We start from the raw sequence: 17,397 nt of genomic DNA, 5'->3' as shown, positions 1-17,397 counted from the left end.
AACAACTAAGTTCCGGTCGCGTTCAGATTGTCACTGAAATGAGCAATTCAACGTATTATAGGATTAGTTTCCTAATATATACAGGGAACCTTTCGTTGACCTCATCGAATTCAGCTTCGCGCAGCACTTGCCGCCGCTGCACGCCATAGGATCGGATATCCACATCAGCCGGCAGACCCTGCGACGCCTCCTCGACAGCGACGATGACCTGCGCGTCAGCCGGCGCCTGCGCAAAGATAAACTTCAGCATCTGAGGCAGGTGCACTGCGTCCTGGCCCTGTTGATTGGGAGCATCGATCACAATCGGAAATGCCGTGGCTATAGCATATTTAAAGCGGGTTTGCAGGAACGCATAGTAATATGCCAGCAGTCCGCGAGGCCCCTCGCTGCCACGCGCCGCCTGGATACGGTGTATGGACTGCGCGCCATCCTGCTCGAGCGCGACATCTAGGTCGAAGGCATATTTAGCGAGTAGGGCGCGGTAGAACTTCAGAATCTCCCCACTTCGCTTGGCGCTGGTGAGACTGGTCATTGTATCTCGATGTTTGTCGACGCGCTGGCGCACATCAGCGGCATCAGCGGCCTTCTCACCCAGCGAACTGCGAAGGATCTTAGCAGCTTCGGTCTTCCCGGCGGCGATCACAACATCATTGAATGACAGGGCTGCTCGTTCGACTGCAAGAATATGCTCGATCCGCCGTGACGTGACCCCCGTTTCTTCATCCAACTGGAAGTAGAGACCGTCTCCTTAAAGGGACGGACGGAATGAAGCGGAAGCAGTTTTCGGAAGAGCAGATCATCGGCATCCTGAAGGAGGCCGAGGCGGGTGCGGTGGTGACGGAGCTGTGCCGCAAGCACGGGATGTCGAGCGCGACTTACTATGCGTGGAAGGCGAAGTTCGGCGGCCTGGAGGTGTCCGACGCAAAGCGCCTGCGGTCGCTCGAAGAGGAGAACGCCCGGCTCAAACGGCTACTGGCGGACACGATGCTGGACAATGCGGGGTTGAAAGACCTGCTGTCAAAAAAGTGGTGACGCCCGCCGCGAAGCGGCAAGCGGTCGCGCATCTCCAGGCGACGCTGGGGATGAGCGAGCGGCGGGCATGCACGGTCGTTGGGGCAGACCGCACGAGCATGCGGTATCGCTCGTGCCGGGCGGATGATGGCGACCTGCGGTCGCGGCTGCGCGAGCTGGCGCAGCAACGCCGACGGTTCGGCTATCGGCGTCTGCACATCCTGCTGCGCCGGGACGGCATCACGATCAACCGCAAGAAGACCCAGCGGCTCTATCGTGAGGAGGGTTTGACGGTCAGGCGCCGGAAGGGACGAAGGCGCGCCACAGGCAGCCGTGCGCCCGCGTCAGTGCTGGCGCTTCCCAACCAGCGCTGGAGTCTGGACTTCGTCCACGACCAGCTCGTGACCGGCCGTCGGTTCCGCGTGCTCAACATCGTCGATGACGTCACGCGCGAATGCCTTCGGGCGGTGGTGGACACGTCGATCTCGGGCCGGCGGGTCGTGCGCGAGCTGGCCGATCTGATCGCCGAGCGTGGCAGGCCGAAGATGATCGTCAGCGACAACGGGACCGAACTGACGTCGAACGCGGTGCTCGCCTGGTCCGGCGATGCCCGCATCGAGTGGCATTACATCGCGCCGGGCAAGCCCACGCAGAACGGGTTCGTCGAGAGCTTTAACGGTCGCATGCGCGACGAGCTGCTCAACGAGACGCTGTTCTTCACCATCGGTCAGGCCCGCTCGATTCTGGCCCGCTGGGTCGACGACTACAACAACGAGCGTCCGCACTCCTCGCTCGGCTACGCCACTCCGGCAGCCTTCGCTGCCGGGCTCGAACAGCAACGGGCGGGGTTAACCCCGCCCGTTGCTTCACCTGCGCTTATGCGCGAAAACCACGGTCGGTCTCTGGTTGCCGCTGGATGAAAGACCGGGGTCACGTCAGTCACGTCAAACTGAATATGGTACGCATTCGCTCCGCCGAACGAAGGCGTCGATCATCTACAGGGCTACCGGCAACCTTCGTGCTGTCCAGATCCTGCTTGGTCATAGCAAGCTCGAGAACACCGTCCGTTATCTCGGGATTGATGTGGAAGACGCACTTGCCCTTGCCGAGAACACCGAGATTTGACCTGTTGGCTCCTCGCCGCTGCGAGGGGCCGACCTTACGGCGCACTGCTGGACCAAATCTGCATTGACATGGTGGCTTCACGGTCGATCGTCGAACCATGCCGTTTGTCGCGTTCCTGTAAAGAAGCGCACCTAAGGGCCGCTCCGATCATCGGAGCATGTGTTGAGCTGGCTGCGCGAAATAGACCGTTGGTTCATGGCCGAGGTGCTGCCGCATGCGGCGGCGTATCGGGCGAGAGCCGCGTATTTCTGCGGCCGGGACGAAGCGGACGATCTGGTGCAGGAAGCCTATGCCCGCGTTCTGAACACGGCGGATTATCGGTCGATATCGTCGCCACGGGCCTTTGTCCTGACCATCGTCCATAATCTGGCGCTGGAACGGATACGGCGGGCTAATGTGGTCCGGATCGATGTGCTGGCATCGCTGGACATGCCGGAGGTTGCCGATCCGGCCCCCGATGCTTTTGCGGTCGCGGCGGGGCGCTCCGAGCTGCACCGGCTGTCGGAATGGATCGACGCGCTGCCCCCGCAAATGTCGCAGGTGGTGCATATGCGCAAGATTCAGGGCCTGCCACCCGCCACGATCGCACAGGCGCTTTGCATATCCGTCTCGACCGTGGAAAAGCATATCGCTAGGGGGCTTGCCCTCATCACCAAGACGCGTCGCGACAGCGAGGCCCGGATGGAGGAAGTTTGTCCAGCCATTGCCCCCGACAGCCGTGCGACGCTGACCTGACCGACGAAGCGGCGGCATGGCTGGCCGCGCTCGACGCAGGCTCGGCGGACATCGCGGCGTTCGAGGCGTGGCGCGATGCGGATGTACGGCGCGCGGTCGCCTTCGTCGAAGTGGCGAGCACCTGGCGCGATCTCGATCGGCTGCGCGTGGCACGCGGCGACATGCAACACGCGCCCGAATTGCGGCCCCTCGCGAAGCCCGAGCACCCCGACCGGCGCCATGTGCTGCGTGCGGCGGCCTCGGTCGCCGCCGTCATGGTCGTGGGCGGCGGCTTCGCCTATCGCGCCAATGCCCGCGACAAGGCTGTGACCAAGGTCGGGGAACGGACGGCGGTGGCGGCAGGCCCCGGCCTGTCGCTCCATCTCAACACCGATAGCTGCGTCTATTGGAAAGACGGCGCGCCCGACCGCCTCTGGCTGGAGCGCGGTGAGGTGGCGATCCGGCTGGACGCGTCGCATCGGCTGGAGCTGATCGCCCCCGATGGTCGGTTCCAGCTCAGCCCCGGCCTGTACAATGCCCGGCTGCGTCCGACCGGATGCGAACTGGCGGTCGTGCGGGGCCGCATCGTCGACGGCACGAAGACGTCGATTGGCCCCGGCGAAGTCGCCTTGGCCACGGCCGGCCGGCTCACCATTCATTCGCGCGACGGCAGCGACATGGCACGCGTCACCGCGTGGCAGCGTGATACGCTGGTCCTGAACGGCGAAAGCCTGGACTATGCGCTGGCGGAAATGAACCGCTATCTGGCCGACAAGATCGTGATCGGAGATCCGGCGCTGTCGCGGCTTCGCATCGGCGGCACCTTCGCGACGACGAACCCGCGCGAATTCCTGCAAGCGCTGCGCACGTCCTTCGGCGTGCGTGCCACCTCAGGCGCCAATGGCGGCATCGTTCTGTCACGCGCATAATATTTTTTCGGGGCGAGTAGCGGTTTCGCCGTCGTCATCCATCCCTGCACCGACCATCGCATCCATACAGGGATCAACCATGTTCAAGCTTCTGACCTCGACCGCCATGGTGGTGGTCGCGATGCCGGCTGCCGCGCAGGCTCGGGACAATGCCCCGGTCCGGTTCGACATTCAGGCGAGCGACACCGCCACCGCGCTGAACCAGTTCGCCCGGCAGGCAGGCGTCCATGTCATTTTCCCCTATGACGCGGTCGCGAACCGGCGTGTGGGTGCGCTGCACGCCCGGCTGACCCGCAATGAGGCGCTGCGTCGCCTGATTGCGGGTCAGGGCCTGGCCATCGCCAGCCGGACCGCGTCGATGATCTCGCTCAAGGCCGCCCCCGAGGCGCCGACGCCCCCCGCCGCACTCGAAGCCAGCGCCGCGCAGGACATTGTCGTGCTGGGGCGGGGCCAGTCGCGTCAGGTCCAGACGGTGTCGGCGAAGGCGATGGAAAGGACGTCCCCCGGCACCTCGCCGCTGCGCTCGCTGGGGCGGCTGCCGGGCGTCAACTTCGACTCGTCGGACGCACACGGCACCTATGAGGCGGCGACGCAGCTGTCGATCCGTGGCTTCCTGACCGACCAGATGGGCTATACGCTCGACGGCGTGCCGCTGGGCAACATGCAGTATCGCAACAATAACGGCCTTTCGATCAACCGCGCGCTGCTGAGCGAGAACAACGGGGCCGCCACCCTGTCGCAGGGCAGCGGCGCGCTGGGCACCGCCTCGACCAGCAATATCGGCGGCACGGTCGATTTCACCTCGATCGATCCAACCGACACATTCGGCGTCGACCTCGAACAAAGCTATGGCAGCGCCAATTCTTGGCGCAGCTTCGCCCGGGTCAATAGCGGCGATCTGCCCTGGGGCGGTCGGCTGGCCCTGTCCTATGCGCACGACCGGCAGGGCAAATGGCGCGGCTGGGGCCAGCAGGTGCAGGATCAGATCAACGCCAAATATCTACAGCCGCTGGGCGACGCCGTGACCTCGACCACGTTTCTCGACCTGATCGACCGGCGCGAGGACGATTATAACGACACCTCGCTCAGCCGCCTGAAAACCTATGGGTGGCAGTTCGACAATATCCCGACCTTCGCGCTGGCCGAGCAGTTGGCGACGATCGTCCAGAATGGCGGCACGCCGCCGGCCCCGTACGTCAATGCCGACGACGCGGTGTATCAGGGCGGCGGCGTCCGGCGCGACCTGCTGGCCTATGAGAAGCTGGCCTATCGCCTGGGGTCGCGCCTGTCGGGTTTCACCACCGGCTATCTCCATCTGGACAAGGGCATCGGCACCTGGGCCGATCCCTATGATCCGACCCCAGCAGCCTTTGGCGGCTCGCCGATCTCGGTATCGGCCAATCGCTACAATATCGACCGCAAGGGCGTCATGTCCCGCCTGGTCTTCCAGGCGGGACACCACAAGATCGAGGGCGGCGTCTGGTACGAGCATAACGCCTTCGACCAGGCCAATTACCTCTACGGCCTCCAGGCGGGCAACGCGCCGGCCGAATTCCAGCAATTCTACACCAATCCGTTCTTCACTAACTATGAGAACCAGTACCGGACCGACACGCTGCAACTGGACGTCAGCGATACGTGGCAGGCAACCGACGCACTGCGCCTGAACGCTGGCGTCAAGGGCGTGGTATCCACCAACACCGCTCACAGCATCGTCAGCCGCAAGCCGATCGACGGATCGATTCAGGCGAAGAACTGGTTCCTGCCGACGGTCGGCGTCCTCTACACCCTCGATCCGCATAGCGAGCTGTTCGGCGACTATACCCGCAACATGGCGGCCTTCGTCGCGTCGACCTCCGCTGGGCCTTTCTCCAGCAGTTCCCAGGCAGGCTTCAACTATATCCGCGGCGACCTGAAGCCTGAGATGACCAACACGATCGAGGCGGGCTATCGCTTCCACGACCGCGACGTGCAGCTCTCGCTGACCGGCTATTATGTGAAGTTCACCAACCGCCTGCTCGCCTCGTCGATCAGCGCGACAATCGTCGGCAACCAGAACGTCCTGCAGAATGTCGGCAGCGTGTCGTCGCGCGGGGTCGAGGCGGCGGTCACCTGGGCCTTTGCATCGCACTGGTCGGCCTATGGCAGCTGGGCGTATAACGACGCGACCTATGACGACAATGTCCAGCCGCTGGGCGGCGCGGTCATCCCGACGAAGGGCAAGCAGGTCGTCGCCTCGCCGAAGCAGGTGGCGACGGCCGAACTCAACTATGACGACGGCACGTTCTGGGGCGGCGTGAACGCGCATTATCGCAGCAGGCGCTATTACAGCTATCTCAACGATGCGGTCATTCCCGGCGCGGTCAACGTCAACCTGTCGGCGGGCTATCGGTTCAGCCGGCAACTAGACGTGCAGCTCAACGTGATGAACCTATTCGACAAGCGGTACATCGCCTCGACCGGCACGGCCGGGTTCGTCACCTCCGACCCGAACGGCACCTATACGACGTTGCAGACGGCGGCGCCCCGGCAGGTGTTCGGCACGGTTCGCGTGCATTTCTGATAGTGCCCGCGGGGCGGTGCCGCAACGTGCCGCCCCACATTCTCTCGAACATGGGTGCCGCATGGAACGACGCGACCTCCTGAAGCTGGCCACGGCCGCTCCGCTGCTGTCACTCGGTGCGCGGGCCACGGCGCAGCCGGTCGAGGCGGACTTCACCTTCGCCTTCATGGGCGATTGCCACATCCGCCCCGAGCTGGATGCCGACCGCGCCTGTGCCATGTGCTTCGAGCAGGTGTCCGCCTCGAACGTCGATTTCGTCATACAGGGCGGCGACATGATCGAGGACGCGCTGGAGGCCAGCCGCGACCGCGCGGTCCTGCTGATGGACCTGTACCAGCGGACCGAGCGGGCCCATTTGCGCAAGCCCGTCCACCACGTCCTCGGCAATCACGACTGTCTGGGTGTCTTCGCCAAGAGTGGCATCGCGCCCGCCGCCCCCGATTTCGGCAAGCGCTTCTATATCGATCGTTTCGGCCCGACCTATTATGCCTTCGACCACAAGGGCGTGCATTTCGTCGTGCTGGACTCGGTCGGCATCACGGCGGACCGAAATTACGAGGGCCGGATCGATGCCGATCAGCTCCGATGGCTCCGCGCCGATCTCGCCGCCCAGCCGAAGGGCGCGCGGATCGTCGCCGTCACCCACATTCCCCTCGTGACCGCGATGTACTGCTACGAGCCGAAAAGCTGGCTGAACACACCGCATAACTGGACCTTCGTGACCAATGGCCGTGAAATCCTGCGCATTCTGGCTGAGTATGGTGTGCTCGCCGTGCTCCAGGCGCACAGCCACGTCTATGAAAGGATCGAACTGAACGGCATGTCGTTCATCACGACCGGCGCCGTCGCCGGGGCCGACTGGCGGGGTTCCTTCTTGGGCACGCCCGAGGGTTATACCGAAATCACCGTATCCGGGCGCGAGGTGGCAAGCCGCTATCGGTCCTACGGCTTCACAAGCGTTAGCCCAGAAAACGTACCAATCTGAATTCCACGGAAGCGGTTAAAACGTGGCGCCGGTGCAAATTGCCGCCGGCTCAATCGATGACCGGATAAAGAATTTTTCAAATGAGAGGTGCAACTATCACGAAGAGATTTCATGGGTTATTCAAGATCAAGGCGATGATAACGGTATATAATTTCGAAAATGTGTATCGCATCTCGCCGATATGCACAGAAATGAGGTGTGCGATTTTGGTCAAACCAACGTAAAACATCTTACGTGGTTGTGTATTCGCGCAAGACTCCCAAGGAAAGATGGGATGGCAGGTTCCGGCAAGAACAGCCACTCTGGCGGGCGACCCGGAACGGCTCGAGTTGGTCGCTTTCTTCCATTTGAGATTGGTTAGTGGCGGAATTTCATTCGAACCGCTTGACCCAGTCTATCTCGGCGCTCGCCTGAACCAGCGCAGCCCAGTCGAGGAACGACCAATCGACCTTATGCAATTCGCGGTTCAGGATCGTTAGGCGAACGCCCTGACCGTATTTGCCACCGACCGTGGTTGCGGCATGGCCACAGATCTGGTCGACGATCCGCTCGAGCACGCCGGCTTCCAGCGCGAGGTCCTTGAAACCGTGCCGGAAGCTGTGAAAGACCAATCGGGCATCGGTCGACACGTAACGGTCGATGATGCGGTTGGCGATGCGCGAGGCCTCCTTCGTTCGCTTGCCGAAACCGTTGGGAACCAGGTCAGGGAATAGCCTGGTGTGTCCGGCCTTCTTCACCGCGTCGATATAGTCGCGAAAGCCCAGCTCGATCAGCTTGGCATGGACCGGTACGAGCCGGCGTGACGTGGCCGTCTTGATCGACTTCGCGTCATCGCTGGCACCGGCGGCGTAGTCGTCGATGTCGATATATGTGATGGTGCTGTCGGTCTTCACATCGGCGACCATGGCCTGGCCTACTTCCTCCAGCCGAGCGCCCGTCGTCAGGCCGAGGAGGAACAGCCAGTACAGGGTCATGTCGCTGACCAGGCGATCATGCTTCCACGTTGCGGGCGCGATGAACAGCGGGCTGGCGAACAGCCGTTGCAATTCCTCTTCCTGGAAGGTCTGGCGAGGGGCGGCGCCGGTCTTGGAATAGCCGAGGATCGGCACATCGCGGCCCTCGTTGCGGCTGATCCACTTCTGGCCCTTGGCGAAGCTCAGCAACGCCTGGATCGCGCCGACGCGCTTCTTAAGCGTCGCCGGGCTGATCCGGGGCGCATCGGAATGCCGATGGCGCTCAAGCCGCTCGGTGAAGGTCAGTTCGCGATCTGCGCGTGGCATGGAGGCGGGCAGATGGGCTGCCTCGTCACGGTAATCGAGCAGGTCGTTGTTGACGATCTCCTCGACGGTGACGTCCCCCAGAAAGTCGATGAAGTCGCGGGTCGCGCCCTAATATTCATGTGCGCTCTGCAAGGACGGCTGCATCACCGCCTTCCAGTCGGCAAACAACTCCATCAGGCGGAGGTCGGGCCGCAGGCGACCCGATGTCGGCCGACGCTTGCGGGCCTTCGGAGCTTCAACAGGAACTGCGTCGAGATAGGCCGTGATCGCCGCATCGATGCCGTTGGGCAGCTCGGCGACGGTCACATCGTTGTGACGGGCGATCTGGTCGACGACCCGGCCGATCTGTTCGGCTCTGGCTTCGGGGTGGAAGTTTTCGTTACCCCAGCGCCAGATCGTGCCGGGTGCGTGGCCTTGAACCGGCTTGCGTCCGGGATGGTCGCGGAGAAGCGCGGCGTTGTTCGCCAGTTCCCACCATTGCTGATCGCTCAGCGGGCTGGGGGAACTGCACCCGGTCGGAGTCGCGTTCCACAACCCGCGATCGATTTCCAGTCTGGCAAGCAGCAGACGTTCGATGCCATCGAGACCGCCGGCCTTCAACTCGGGGCCCTGGAAATAGGCGGAGACCAGTTCGTCGGCACGGTCCCGCGCGGAAGGGCAGGGGCTGCCCGTCGCCTTCAGCCGGGCTCTCGCCTCTTCGAACCGTTGTTCGAGAGCGGCATTGGCCTGGAGGAACAGCACCGTGGCTTCGCTGCCATTCTTGGTGCCGAGCGACACCTTCCACAACGCCTTGCCGTCGAACGCGGGACGCAGCTTTTCGGGGATCTGTCGGCGCAGGTAATAGACGCCGGTCGAGGGGTGTTTCCAGGGTGTCGCCATGAGGGCCATTATAATGCTCGCTGTACCTGTGCGCTGTACCAGCGAGCGGCAAAAAATGGCTTAATCGCGCAATTCTGCGCTCCTGAGCGCAGATGGTGACCCCTACGGGACTCGAACCCGTGTTTTCGCCGTGAGAGGGCGACGTCCTAGACCGCTAGACGAAGGGGCCGTGTGCGGTGGAGGGGCGCTGTTAGCGGGGGTGGGGTGGGGCGTCAAGCGCCGCGCCACCAAAAACGACATAATTGTGGAAGGGGCGGGGTGACCGTTCGTCACGCCGCCCCTTCCGGCCAGATCAGGCGGCGTCCTTGCGACGCTCCGCCATTTCCTCGTTCAGCATTTCGGCCAGCAGGAACGCGAGTTCCAGGCTCTGGCCCGCATTCAGGCGCGGGTCGCAGTGCGTGTGGTAGCGGTCGGCCAGCGACTGTTCGGTCACGTCGATCGCGCCGCCGGTGCATTCGGTCACGTTCTGGCCGGTCATCTCGGCATGGATGCCGCCCGCATGCGTGCCCTCCGCACGGTGAACCGCGAAGAAGCCGCGCACTTCGGCCAGGATACGGTCGAAGGGGCGGGTCTTGTAGCCGGTCGCCGCCTTGATCGTGTTGCCGTGCATCGGGTCGCACGACCAGACGACCGGATGCCCCTCACGCGTGACCGCGCGGACCAGCTTGGGCAGGTGCGCCTCGATCTTGTCATGGCCATAGCGGGTGATGAGCGTCATCCGCCCCGGCACCCGGCCCGGATTCAGCGTGTCGAGCATCCGCAACAGCGCATCGGGCTCCAGGCTGGGGCCGCATTTCACGCCGATCGGGTTGCCGATGCCGCGCAGGAACTCGACATGCGACGAGCCCTCGAACCGGGTGCGGTCGCCGATCCACAGGAAATGGGCCGAAGTGTCGTACCAATCGCCGGTCAGCGAATCCTGCCGGGTCAACGCCTGCTCATAGGGGAGCAGCAGCGCCTCATGGCTGGTGTAGAAGCTGGTTTGCGCCAGTTGCGGGACCGAGGCGGGGTCGATGCCGCACGCCGCCATGAAGTCCAGCGCCTCACCGATCCGGTCGGCGGTTTCGGCATATTTCTGTGCCCAGGGGCTGCGGCCCATGAAGTCGTGGGTCCAGCGATGCACCTGGTGCAGGTTCGCATAGCCCCCTTGCGCAAAGGCGCGCAGCAGGTTGAGCGTCGCCGCCGACTGCGCATAGGAGCGCAGCATCCGCTGGGGATCGGGTATGCGCGCCTCGGGGGTGAAGGCGATGTCGTTGACATTGTCGCCGCGATAGCTGGGCAGTTCGACGCCGCCGATCACCTCGGTATCGGCCGAACGCGGCTTGGCGAACTGACCCGCCATACGGCCCAGCTTCACCACCGGCAGCTTGGAGGCGAAGGTCAGGACCACCGCCATCTGGAGGATGACGCGGAAGGTGTCGCGGATATTGTTGGCGCTATGCTCGGCAAAGCTCTCGGCGCAATCGCCGCCCTGGAGCAGGAAACCCCGGCCCTCGGCCACCTCGGCCAGCTCCGCGGTCAGGCTGCGCGCCTCGCCCGCAAAGACCAGCGGAGGATAGGTCGCCAGCGTCTTCGTCGCGGCGTCCAGCGCATTCTGGTCGGGATAGTTGGGAAGCTGGCGCGCCTCGGCACTCGTCCAGCTATCGGGGGCCCATTTCGCGGCCATGGCGGTCCTGCTCTTTCGTCTTCTAGCTATCGATCCGATCGCCCATGCGCCGAATCGTGGGGAGACGCAATGAAGTTGGCGTTTGGGCCCCTCAAGTCGCGCCCTTTGTTGCGCATGATACCGCTTTGCGCCGAGCGGTGGCCGATTGCGCCGATCGGTTTTGCGGTTGGCGGACGGAGCGGCTAGCAAAAGCGCGATGTCGCGTGTCCCCATCCTGTCGTCGGCGTTCGTCGCCCTGTCCGCGTTCCTGCTTTCGGTGCCGCCCCAAGCGGTCGCGACCATGCCGGTCGCGTCGATGGTCGCCGGCGAACGGAGCGACGATACCGCGCTGTTCGGGGCGATGCGCGATGCCGATGCGCGGCTGGCCACGATCGCGTGGCGGCTGGCGACGGCCAATGCCGCCATCTGCCGCGATGTCGCGCCGACCCCTGGTCTGGTGGTCCATGCCATCGATCAATATGATCCGGCGGTGCGCAAGCAATTGCCCGCGCTGTTCGGCTTTGAGGGACCGGTCGCGGTCGAGGCGGTCGTCGCGGGGAGCGCCGCCGCCAGGGCGGGCGTCCTTGCCAACGATACGATCGAGGCGGTCGACGGCAAGCCGCTGTCCCTCGATCCGGCAGGGACGACCCAGGCCAGCACTGCCACCCGCGACGCCGCGCAGCGTCGGATCGCCGCCGAGCCCGCCGATCGTCCCCTGCACCTTAGCCTGTTGCGAAAAGGCCAGCGGCGGGAGGTGACGATCGCGGCCCAGCCGGGATGCCGCTCCCGCTTCGAGATGCTGATCGGCCCCGGCCTGTCGGCGTCGGCGGATGGCGACATCGTGCAGATCGGATCGCGCTTTTTCGAACGGTTCGACGACCGGATGATCGCGGTTGTCGTCTCGCACGAATTCTCGCACAATATCCTGCATCATCGCGAGCGGCTGGACGCGGCCGGAGTGAAGCGGGGCATCCTGTCCGAGTTCGGCCGCAACGGGCGGCTGTTCCGCCAGACCGAGACCGAGGCCGATCTGCTCGGCGTCCATCTGATGCGCAATGCGGGGTATGATCCGCAGGACGCCGTCCGCTTCTGGCGCGAGCATGGCGGCGAGGTCGATGGTGGCCTGTTCCGCAGCCGGACCCATCCGTCCTCTTCCGCGCGGGCCGATGCGGTCGCGGCGGAGATCGCGGCGATCCCGGCGGGGGCGCCCATTCCCTATCGCCCGCCCTTGCTCGATCGCGCCGCGGCTCCCCTGCAATAAAGGCGGTGGTGGAGGGATTGTCTCCTGGCCCCGCACACGGCAAGGGCGCGATCATGGATATTCCCGCACGCTATGCCGACTTCATCCAATGGATCGGCGACGGAACCGGCATGGCGGACAGCCTGTTGCACGTCCATGCGGGGATGGCGGTGCTGTTCCTGGCGCGAATCCTGACCCGCAAGTCGCTGGCCACCCCGATCCCGCTCGCCTGTGTCGCGTTGGCGGAGGCAGCGAACGAGATACTCGATCGGCTGCATTACGGATCCTGGCGCTGGACCGACACGCTGGGCGATATCGCCAACACGATGTTCTGGCCGACCGTGTTGTTCATCGGCCTGAGGATGCGAAGCCCGCGCGGGCGGCGCTGACGCCGGAAGGGCTTAGCCCTCCGGCAGCACCGGCTTCCAGTCCCAGCCGAGCGGGTCGCCGTCCATCACCTCGACCCCGGCGGCGAGCAGCGTGTCTCGAATCGCGTCCGACCGGGCGAAGTCCTTGTCCGCCCGTGCGGCGCGGCGATCGGCCAGATGCGCCTCGATGGCCGCTTCGTCCAGCGTCGCCGCGGCGGGCCGGGTGCGCAGGTCGGCACGGGTCAGCGTCGTCAGTTGCAGGCCCAGCGTCGCGTCGAAATCGGCCAGTGCCGCCAGCCGCACGCCGGGTGACAGTTTCTTGTCGCCCAGCATCTCGTCCAGCACCGGCAGCGCGCGGGGCGTCGCCAGATCGTCCGACAGCGCGGCGTCGAGCCGCTCGCGATAAGACGCCGCATCGCCCTTCTCCGGGGCATCGGCACGGATGCGCAAACCCTCGACCGACTGGACGAGTCGCTTCAGCCGGACCTGTGCGGCGGCCAGGCCGTCCCAGCCGAACTCCATTTCCGAGCGGTAATGCGCCTGAAGGCACATCAGGCGATAGGCCAGCGGGTGGAAACCGCGATCGACCAGCGCCTGAAGGGTCAGGAACTCGCCCGAGGATTTGGACATCTTGCCGGTCCGGTCGACCAGGAAGTTGTTGTGCATCCAGATGTTCGCACCGGTATCTGCCGAGCATCCATGCGCCTGGTTCTGTGCGATCTCATTGGGGTGATGGATTTCGCGGTGGTCGATGCCGCCGGTGTGGATATCGAACTGCGCGCCCAGATATTGTTTGCTCATCACCGAGCATTCCAGATGCCAGCCGGGCGCGCCGGGGCCCCAGGGGCTGTCCCATTCCATCTGCCGATTCTCGCCGGGTGCGGAGGCGCGCCAGATGGCGAAGTCGGCCGGGTGCCGCTTGCCCGCGACGGGGTCGATCCGGCTCTCGCCCTCATCGTCGTGATGGCGGGCGAGCCGCCCGTAATCGGGCACGGTCGTCACGTCGAAATACAGGCCGTCGGGCAGGCGGTAGCAATGCTTGGCCTCGATCGCCTTGGCGAACTCGATCATCTGCGGGACATGCTCGGTCGCCAGCGGAAAGCGGGTCGGGTCCGCGATGCCGAGGTCCTTGAGATTCTGTTTGAAGGCAGCCGTATAATGGCCCGCGATCGACCAGATATCCTGGCCGCTCTTCTTGGCGGCGGCCTCCATCTTGTCATCGCCCGCATCCGCGTCGGAAGTCAGATGCCCGACATCGGTGATGTTGATGATGTGCGTCAGCGGCCAGCCCTTCCAGCGCAGCACCCGCGACAGCGTGTCGGTGAAGACATAGGCGCGCAGATTGCCGATATGGGCGTAGTTGTAGACGGTCGGGCCGCAGGAATAGACGCGGACATTGGCCGGATCGATCGGCCGGAACGTCTCCGTGGCGCGGGTCAGGCTGTTATACAGGGTCAGCGGGATCGTGGAGGTGGCGGGCGCGGTCATGGCGCCTGCCTTAGCCATGTCGGCTTCGCCCCGAAAGGGGGCCCCGGTCCGGTGGAGGCCGGACCGGGACCGGCGCGGATGACAGGGGAGGCACCGCGCCTGTTTCGTTCCAAGGCCTGAAAGGCCCCGAGAACATGTCAGGGTGTCCGGCGTACGGGAGTTGGCCGGACGAGGGACGCTATAGGGGGCGACGCATCACCGCCGCATGGCCGCAGCATGACAAGATCATTCATATCCTTGGACGAATCATGCGGGGCGGAGCGATTTGCGATCCAGCGGGTTGTATTCGCCCGACCGCGCTGCTAGGAGCTCCCAACGTTGCGGCCACAGCATTCTGCGGCCGCTTTATCCTGTTTTGCCGGAGCAATTCGTTTTTATGCAGATCATCGTTCGCGACAACAATGTGGATCAGGCCCTTCGCGCGCTCAAGAAGAAGCTGCAGCGGGAAGGCGTGTATCGCGAAATGAAGCTCCGTCGCCACTACGAAAAGCCGTCGGAAAAGCGCGCTCGTGAGCGTGCGGCGGCGGTGCGTCGCGCCCGCAAGCTGGAGCGCAAGCGCGCCGAGCGCGACGGCGCACGGTAATAGACCGACTCGATCGGCTATGCTCCGCCCCTGTCGTGAAACGGCGGGGGCGGGGCGCCGATCGGACGGTCGGCCGATTCGCTCTGGCGGATCGTGCCCCAGCGCTTTGAGGGTCGCATCGTGACGGCCCCGACGAACGCCCACGTACAGAGCGAGAAGCAGGCATGTCCGTAACCGCTGTTCCCCTTCGTCCCGTCCGGCGTTCCTATCTGGTCTGGATATGGGTTGCGGTGGTCGCCGCCGTCGTCGTCGCCGCGCTGCTGGCGCGTCAGGGCGATGCCGCGCTGCTGCGTGAATCGCGTGGATCGGGCGTCGTCACCACGGCCTCGGGTCTCCAGTATAAGGTGATCGAGCCGGGGCAGGGCGGTGCGCATCCCACCGCCCGCGACGTGGCGCTGATCAACTATACCGGTCGCCTGATCGACGGCACCGTCTTCGACAAGTCGCAGCAGCCGACGCCGATGCCGCTCTCTGGGGTCCTGCCCGGCTTCTCCGAGGCGTTGAAGCTGATGCCCAAGGGCGCGAAGTACCGCTTCTGGCTGCCCGCCAAGATCGGCTATGGCGACCGTGCGAACGACAAGATCCCGGCCAATTCGACGCTGGTGTTCGATGTCGAACTGCTCGACTTCATCCCTGAGGCGGTGCTGCGGCAGATGCAGGCGCAACAGTCGATGATGGGCGGAATGCCCGGTGGGGCACCCGGCGGCGTTCCCGGCGCGCCGTCGCCCCGCTGATCGACCGGCTCCGCGCAGGGGCCAACCGGATCGAAACGAGATCGCCGGAGTCCCTAAACGGGGCTCCGGCGATTTTCTTATGAGCGGTGCGGGGGATGGGTTGGGGGTTGGGGACTGGTCCGGCCGGTTTTCCGAGGCGTTAGCTGCGACGATGCAAGTCACCCTAGCGACGGCTGAGAGCTACCCACTCTCGGAATGGACGCTCCTGACATCCGGGCGGGACAGCGAAGGTTGGGAGGCGATTGGCGCTTCTGTATGCCTTCAAGCATCGGCAATTCATGCAAAGGCGTCTCGATTTCGTAGGCATGGTCTTTTCGCTGAGGGAAGTCTTACGGCGTCGCGGGCGATACACCTTCGCGTCTCCGCGCCTTCGCGCGAACCAATCTCTTCGCTATTCCAACGGACGTCGGCCCCTTGCTCTTGGGCACGGTTCGTATTTAGCCGAGAAAGGCCCCAGCCTGCGCTGGGGCGACGACTAGAGAAATGTGGCGACCGACGCTGTAGGTCGCTTGGGGACGTCGCAGGCTATCGTGGGCGTTCTACCGACCCCGCCTCTCCCGCCAACACGATCTTCACGGCACAAAAAAATAGCGGCCCGAAGGCCGCTATTCCTTTCAGCCGTGAGGCTGAAGCAACTTAGTTGCTGTCGGCGTTGTCGTCCGAGTCGGCGACCACGACGATGCCGGCAACGACGGCAGCAGCCGCCAGAACCGCAACGAGGATGCCACCGCCGGCCAGGCCGTTCTTCTTGGCGGTCGGGGCCGAAGCGCGAACCGACTTCGAAACCGAAAGGCTGGCAGCCGGATTCGCAGCCATCGCCGGGGCGACGGTCATCGAAACGGCGGCAGCGGCGACGAGAAACTTCCCAAGACGCATGTCGAACTCCCTTAAGATATGCGGGTAGGGCCATGGCACGGAGACCGGGACATGGCAAGCCCACCAACGAGTATGGGACAGTTATGCTCCCACACTGATGCGGCAATGCAACATTACTTCGCCGCTAAGCGGCTATACTGTGCTTTGCCGTCAAACGGAATGCCCCAGCAATCGTTTCGCCTCGGTAAATAGGCTTCAGGTAGAGAAAATGACCTGCTCCGAGCCTTCGAGCATCAGCGCGGTCAGCCGGTCGCTCTGATAGGCGCCGGTATCGATCCCGATGCGATGCGGCAGAATCTCTGCCTCTTCGGCAACGGTGTGGCCATGGACCACCATCTTTTCCATCGGTGCGCGGTGGTCGAGGAAGGGGTCGCGGATCCAGCGCGTCTCGGCCAGCTTCTGCTCGGCGATCGGGATGCCGGGGCGAACGCCCGCATGGACGAAGGCATAGTCGCCCATGATCATCATCTCCTTGAGGTTGGACAGGAAATGCTGATGCGCGGCGGGGACGATCGCGTTGAGCCGCTCATGAACCTCGGCATAGTCCAGCCGCTCATAATCCTGGGCCGTCACGCCATAGCTCATCATCGTTTCCCGCCCGCCGATCCGGCAGAATAAGCGCAGCGCCTTGTCGTCGCCATCGATCGCGCGGAGCAGGATTTCCTCATGATTGCCCATCAGGCAATGGACATGGCGGTCGGCGGCGGCGAGGCGGCTGATGCGCTCCACCACGCCCGCCGAATCCGGTCCGCGATCGATCAGGTCGCCCAGAAAGATGATGTGGCGCTGTGCGGGCGCGCGCGTGGCATGATCCGAGTCGATCCGTTCCAGAATCCGGTCCAGCAGATCGAGGCGACCATGAATGTCGCCGACCGCATAGACCCGGACGCCTGGGTCCATGACCGGCACGAAATCGGGTGCGCGCTTTCGAAGATTCAATAACTTGGCAAGCATGGATGTTTGGTGTCCGCAACAGG

Annotated in this window: 16 protein-coding genes, 1 tRNA gene and 1 pseudogene; 10 read left to right on the top strand and 8 right to left on the bottom strand. The window is 64.2% G+C overall.

What is annotated here, in order from left to right:
- Positions 1-55: 55 nt before the first annotated feature.
- Positions 56-727, bottom strand: coding sequence for a hypothetical protein (locus tag QE379_RS15850; RefSeq protein ID WP_307001974.1), 672 nt, complete (start codon positions 725-727; stop codon positions 56-58).
- Between the two features lie 38 nt (positions 728-765).
- On the opposite strand from QE379_RS15850, the gene QE379_RS15845 reads away from it, so the two are divergent.
- The 6 genes and pseudogenes from QE379_RS15845 to QE379_RS15820 all read left to right on the top strand — a co-directional run bounded on the left by QE379_RS15845 (position 766) and on the right by QE379_RS15820 (position 7,327).
- Positions 766-1,931, top strand: a protein-coding gene (locus QE379_RS15845; protein ID WP_373461696.1) for an IS3 family transposase whose coding sequence is annotated in 2 segments (ribosomal slippage) — positions 766-1,027 and positions 1,027-1,931 — 1,167 coding nt in all. Because the reading frame shifts where the segments join, the coding sequence is not laid out codon by codon here.
- A 25-nt stretch (positions 1,932-1,956) separates the two neighbouring features.
- A pseudogene (locus QE379_RS15840) lies at positions 1,957-2,136 on the top strand (tyrosine-type recombinase/integrase); the annotation flags it as partial.
- A 162-nt stretch (positions 2,137-2,298) separates the two neighbouring features.
- Positions 2,299-2,871 (top strand): RNA polymerase sigma factor, encoded by a 573-nt coding sequence (locus QE379_RS15835; RefSeq protein WP_307001972.1) that lies wholly within the window; start codon positions 2,299-2,301, stop codon positions 2,869-2,871.
- The gene (locus QE379_RS15830; protein ID WP_307001970.1) at positions 2,829-3,779 is read left to right on the top strand and encodes a FecR family protein; all 951 of its coding nucleotides are present in this window, start codon (positions 2,829-2,831) and stop codon (positions 3,777-3,779) included. Before QE379_RS15835 ends, QE379_RS15830 begins: the two co-directional genes overlap by 43 nt.
- 79 nt (positions 3,780-3,858) lie before the next feature.
- Positions 3,859-6,342 carry a TonB-dependent receptor gene (locus QE379_RS15825; RefSeq protein ID WP_307001969.1) on the top strand — a complete coding sequence of 828 codons (2,484 nt, stop codon included), beginning with the start codon at positions 3,859-3,861 and terminating at the stop codon, positions 6,340-6,342.
- A 61-nt stretch (positions 6,343-6,403) separates the two neighbouring features.
- A complete protein-coding gene (locus tag QE379_RS15820; RefSeq protein ID WP_307001967.1) occupies positions 6,404-7,327 on the top strand; it encodes a metallophosphoesterase in 924 nt (307 codons plus the stop codon).
- A gap of 371 nt (positions 7,328-7,698) precedes the next feature.
- On the opposite strand, the gene QE379_RS15815 is transcribed toward QE379_RS15820, so the two are convergent.
- From QE379_RS15815 to QE379_RS15800, 4 genes are all read right to left on the bottom strand, one after another.
- Complete coding sequence (locus QE379_RS15815; protein ID WP_307001965.1) at positions 7,699-8,607, bottom strand: site-specific integrase; 909 nt, start codon at positions 8,605-8,607, stop codon at positions 7,699-7,701.
- A gap of 108 nt (positions 8,608-8,715) precedes the next feature.
- Entirely contained in the window at positions 8,716-9,486 is a 771-nt protein-coding gene (locus QE379_RS15810; protein WP_307001962.1) for a DUF6538 domain-containing protein, read from the bottom strand.
- 93 nt (positions 9,487-9,579) lie between these two features.
- Positions 9,580-9,655: transfer RNA gene (locus QE379_RS15805), tRNA-Glu, on the bottom strand.
- Positions 9,656-9,778: 123 nt separating this feature from the next.
- A complete protein-coding gene (locus QE379_RS15800) occupies positions 9,779-11,152 on the bottom strand; it encodes a class II 3-deoxy-7-phosphoheptulonate synthase (protein ID WP_307001960.1) in 1,374 nt (457 codons plus the stop codon).
- Between the two features lie 196 nt (positions 11,153-11,348).
- Between QE379_RS15800 and QE379_RS15795 the strand changes: the two genes are divergently transcribed.
- Both QE379_RS15795 and QE379_RS15790 read left to right on the top strand, forming a co-directional pair.
- Entirely contained in the window at positions 11,349-12,392 is a 1,044-nt protein-coding gene (locus QE379_RS15795; protein WP_307001959.1) for a M48 family metallopeptidase, read from the top strand.
- A gap of 53 nt (positions 12,393-12,445) precedes the next feature.
- A complete protein-coding gene (locus QE379_RS15790) occupies positions 12,446-12,760 on the top strand; it encodes a hypothetical protein (protein WP_267434118.1) in 315 nt (104 codons plus the stop codon).
- A 12-nt stretch (positions 12,761-12,772) separates the two neighbouring features.
- Here the strand turns inward: QE379_RS15790 and cysS are convergent, their stop codons facing one another.
- Complete coding sequence (gene cysS / locus QE379_RS15785) at positions 12,773-14,227, bottom strand: cysteine--tRNA ligase (protein ID WP_307001957.1); 1,455 nt, start codon at positions 14,225-14,227, stop codon at positions 12,773-12,775.
- A gap of 376 nt (positions 14,228-14,603) precedes the next feature.
- Here cysS and rpsU point away from each other — a divergent pair, with 376 nt between their 5' ends.
- Both rpsU and QE379_RS15775 read left to right on the top strand, forming a co-directional pair.
- Complete coding sequence (gene rpsU, locus QE379_RS15780; RefSeq protein WP_007404630.1) at positions 14,604-14,810, top strand: 30S ribosomal protein S21; 207 nt, start codon at positions 14,604-14,606, stop codon at positions 14,808-14,810.
- Between the two features lie 164 nt (positions 14,811-14,974).
- Positions 14,975-15,544 carry an FKBP-type peptidyl-prolyl cis-trans isomerase gene (locus QE379_RS15775; RefSeq protein WP_307001956.1) on the top strand — a complete coding sequence of 190 codons (570 nt, stop codon included), beginning with the start codon at positions 14,975-14,977 and terminating at the stop codon, positions 15,542-15,544.
- 636 nt (positions 15,545-16,180) lie between these two features.
- Here QE379_RS15775 and QE379_RS15770 read toward each other — a convergent pair.
- The gene (locus QE379_RS15770; RefSeq protein ID WP_307001954.1) at positions 16,181-16,420 is read right to left on the bottom strand and encodes a hypothetical protein; all 240 of its coding nucleotides are present in this window, start codon (positions 16,418-16,420) and stop codon (positions 16,181-16,183) included.
- Between the two features lie 195 nt (positions 16,421-16,615).
- The gene (locus tag QE379_RS15765; RefSeq protein ID WP_307001952.1) at positions 16,616-17,320 is read right to left on the bottom strand and encodes a metallophosphoesterase family protein; all 705 of its coding nucleotides are present in this window, start codon (positions 17,318-17,320) and stop codon (positions 16,616-16,618) included.
- Between the last annotated feature and the right edge of the window lie 77 nt (positions 17,321-17,397).

The sequence above is a fragment of the Sphingomonas sp. SORGH_AS_0879 genome, from assembly GCF_030819175.1.
In the GTDB taxonomy this organism is placed as follows: Bacteria; Pseudomonadota; Alphaproteobacteria; order Sphingomonadales; family Sphingomonadaceae; genus Sphingomonas.
This window is presented reverse-complemented; position numbering and strand designations above follow the sequence as displayed.

Coding starts and splice junctions, on each gene's coding strand:
- QE379_RS15770 (WP_307001954.1), bottom strand. CDS start 16,420: ATGCGTCTTGGGAAGTTTCTCGTCGCCGCTGCCGCCGTTTCGATGACC.
- QE379_RS15815 (WP_307001965.1), bottom strand. CDS start 8,607: ATGCCACGCGCAGATCGCGAACTGACCTTCACCGAGCGGCTTGAGCGC.
- cysS (WP_307001957.1), bottom strand. CDS start 14,227: ATGACCGCGCCCGCCACCTCCACGATCCCGCTGACCCTGTATAACAGC.
- QE379_RS15795 (WP_307001959.1), top strand. CDS start 11,349: ATGTCGCGTGTCCCCATCCTGTCGTCGGCGTTCGTCGCCCTGTCCGCG.
- QE379_RS15765 (WP_307001952.1), bottom strand. CDS start 17,320: ATGGACCCAGGCGTCCGGGTCTATGCGGTCGGCGACATTCATGGTCGC.
- QE379_RS15790 (WP_267434118.1), top strand. CDS start 12,446: ATGGATATTCCCGCACGCTATGCCGACTTCATCCAATGGATCGGCGAC.
- QE379_RS15810 (WP_307001962.1), bottom strand. CDS start 9,486: ATGGCGACACCCTGGAAACACCCCTCGACCGGCGTCTATTACCTGCGC.
- QE379_RS15820 (WP_307001967.1), top strand. CDS start 6,404: ATGGAACGACGCGACCTCCTGAAGCTGGCCACGGCCGCTCCGCTGCTG.
- QE379_RS15825 (WP_307001969.1), top strand. CDS start 3,859: ATGTTCAAGCTTCTGACCTCGACCGCCATGGTGGTGGTCGCGATGCCG.
- QE379_RS15800 (WP_307001960.1), bottom strand. CDS start 11,152: ATGGCCGCGAAATGGGCCCCCGATAGCTGGACGAGTGCCGAGGCGCGC.
- QE379_RS15775 (WP_307001956.1), top strand. CDS start 14,975: ATGTCCGTAACCGCTGTTCCCCTTCGTCCCGTCCGGCGTTCCTATCTG.
- rpsU (WP_007404630.1), top strand. CDS start 14,604: ATGCAGATCATCGTTCGCGACAACAATGTGGATCAGGCCCTTCGCGCG.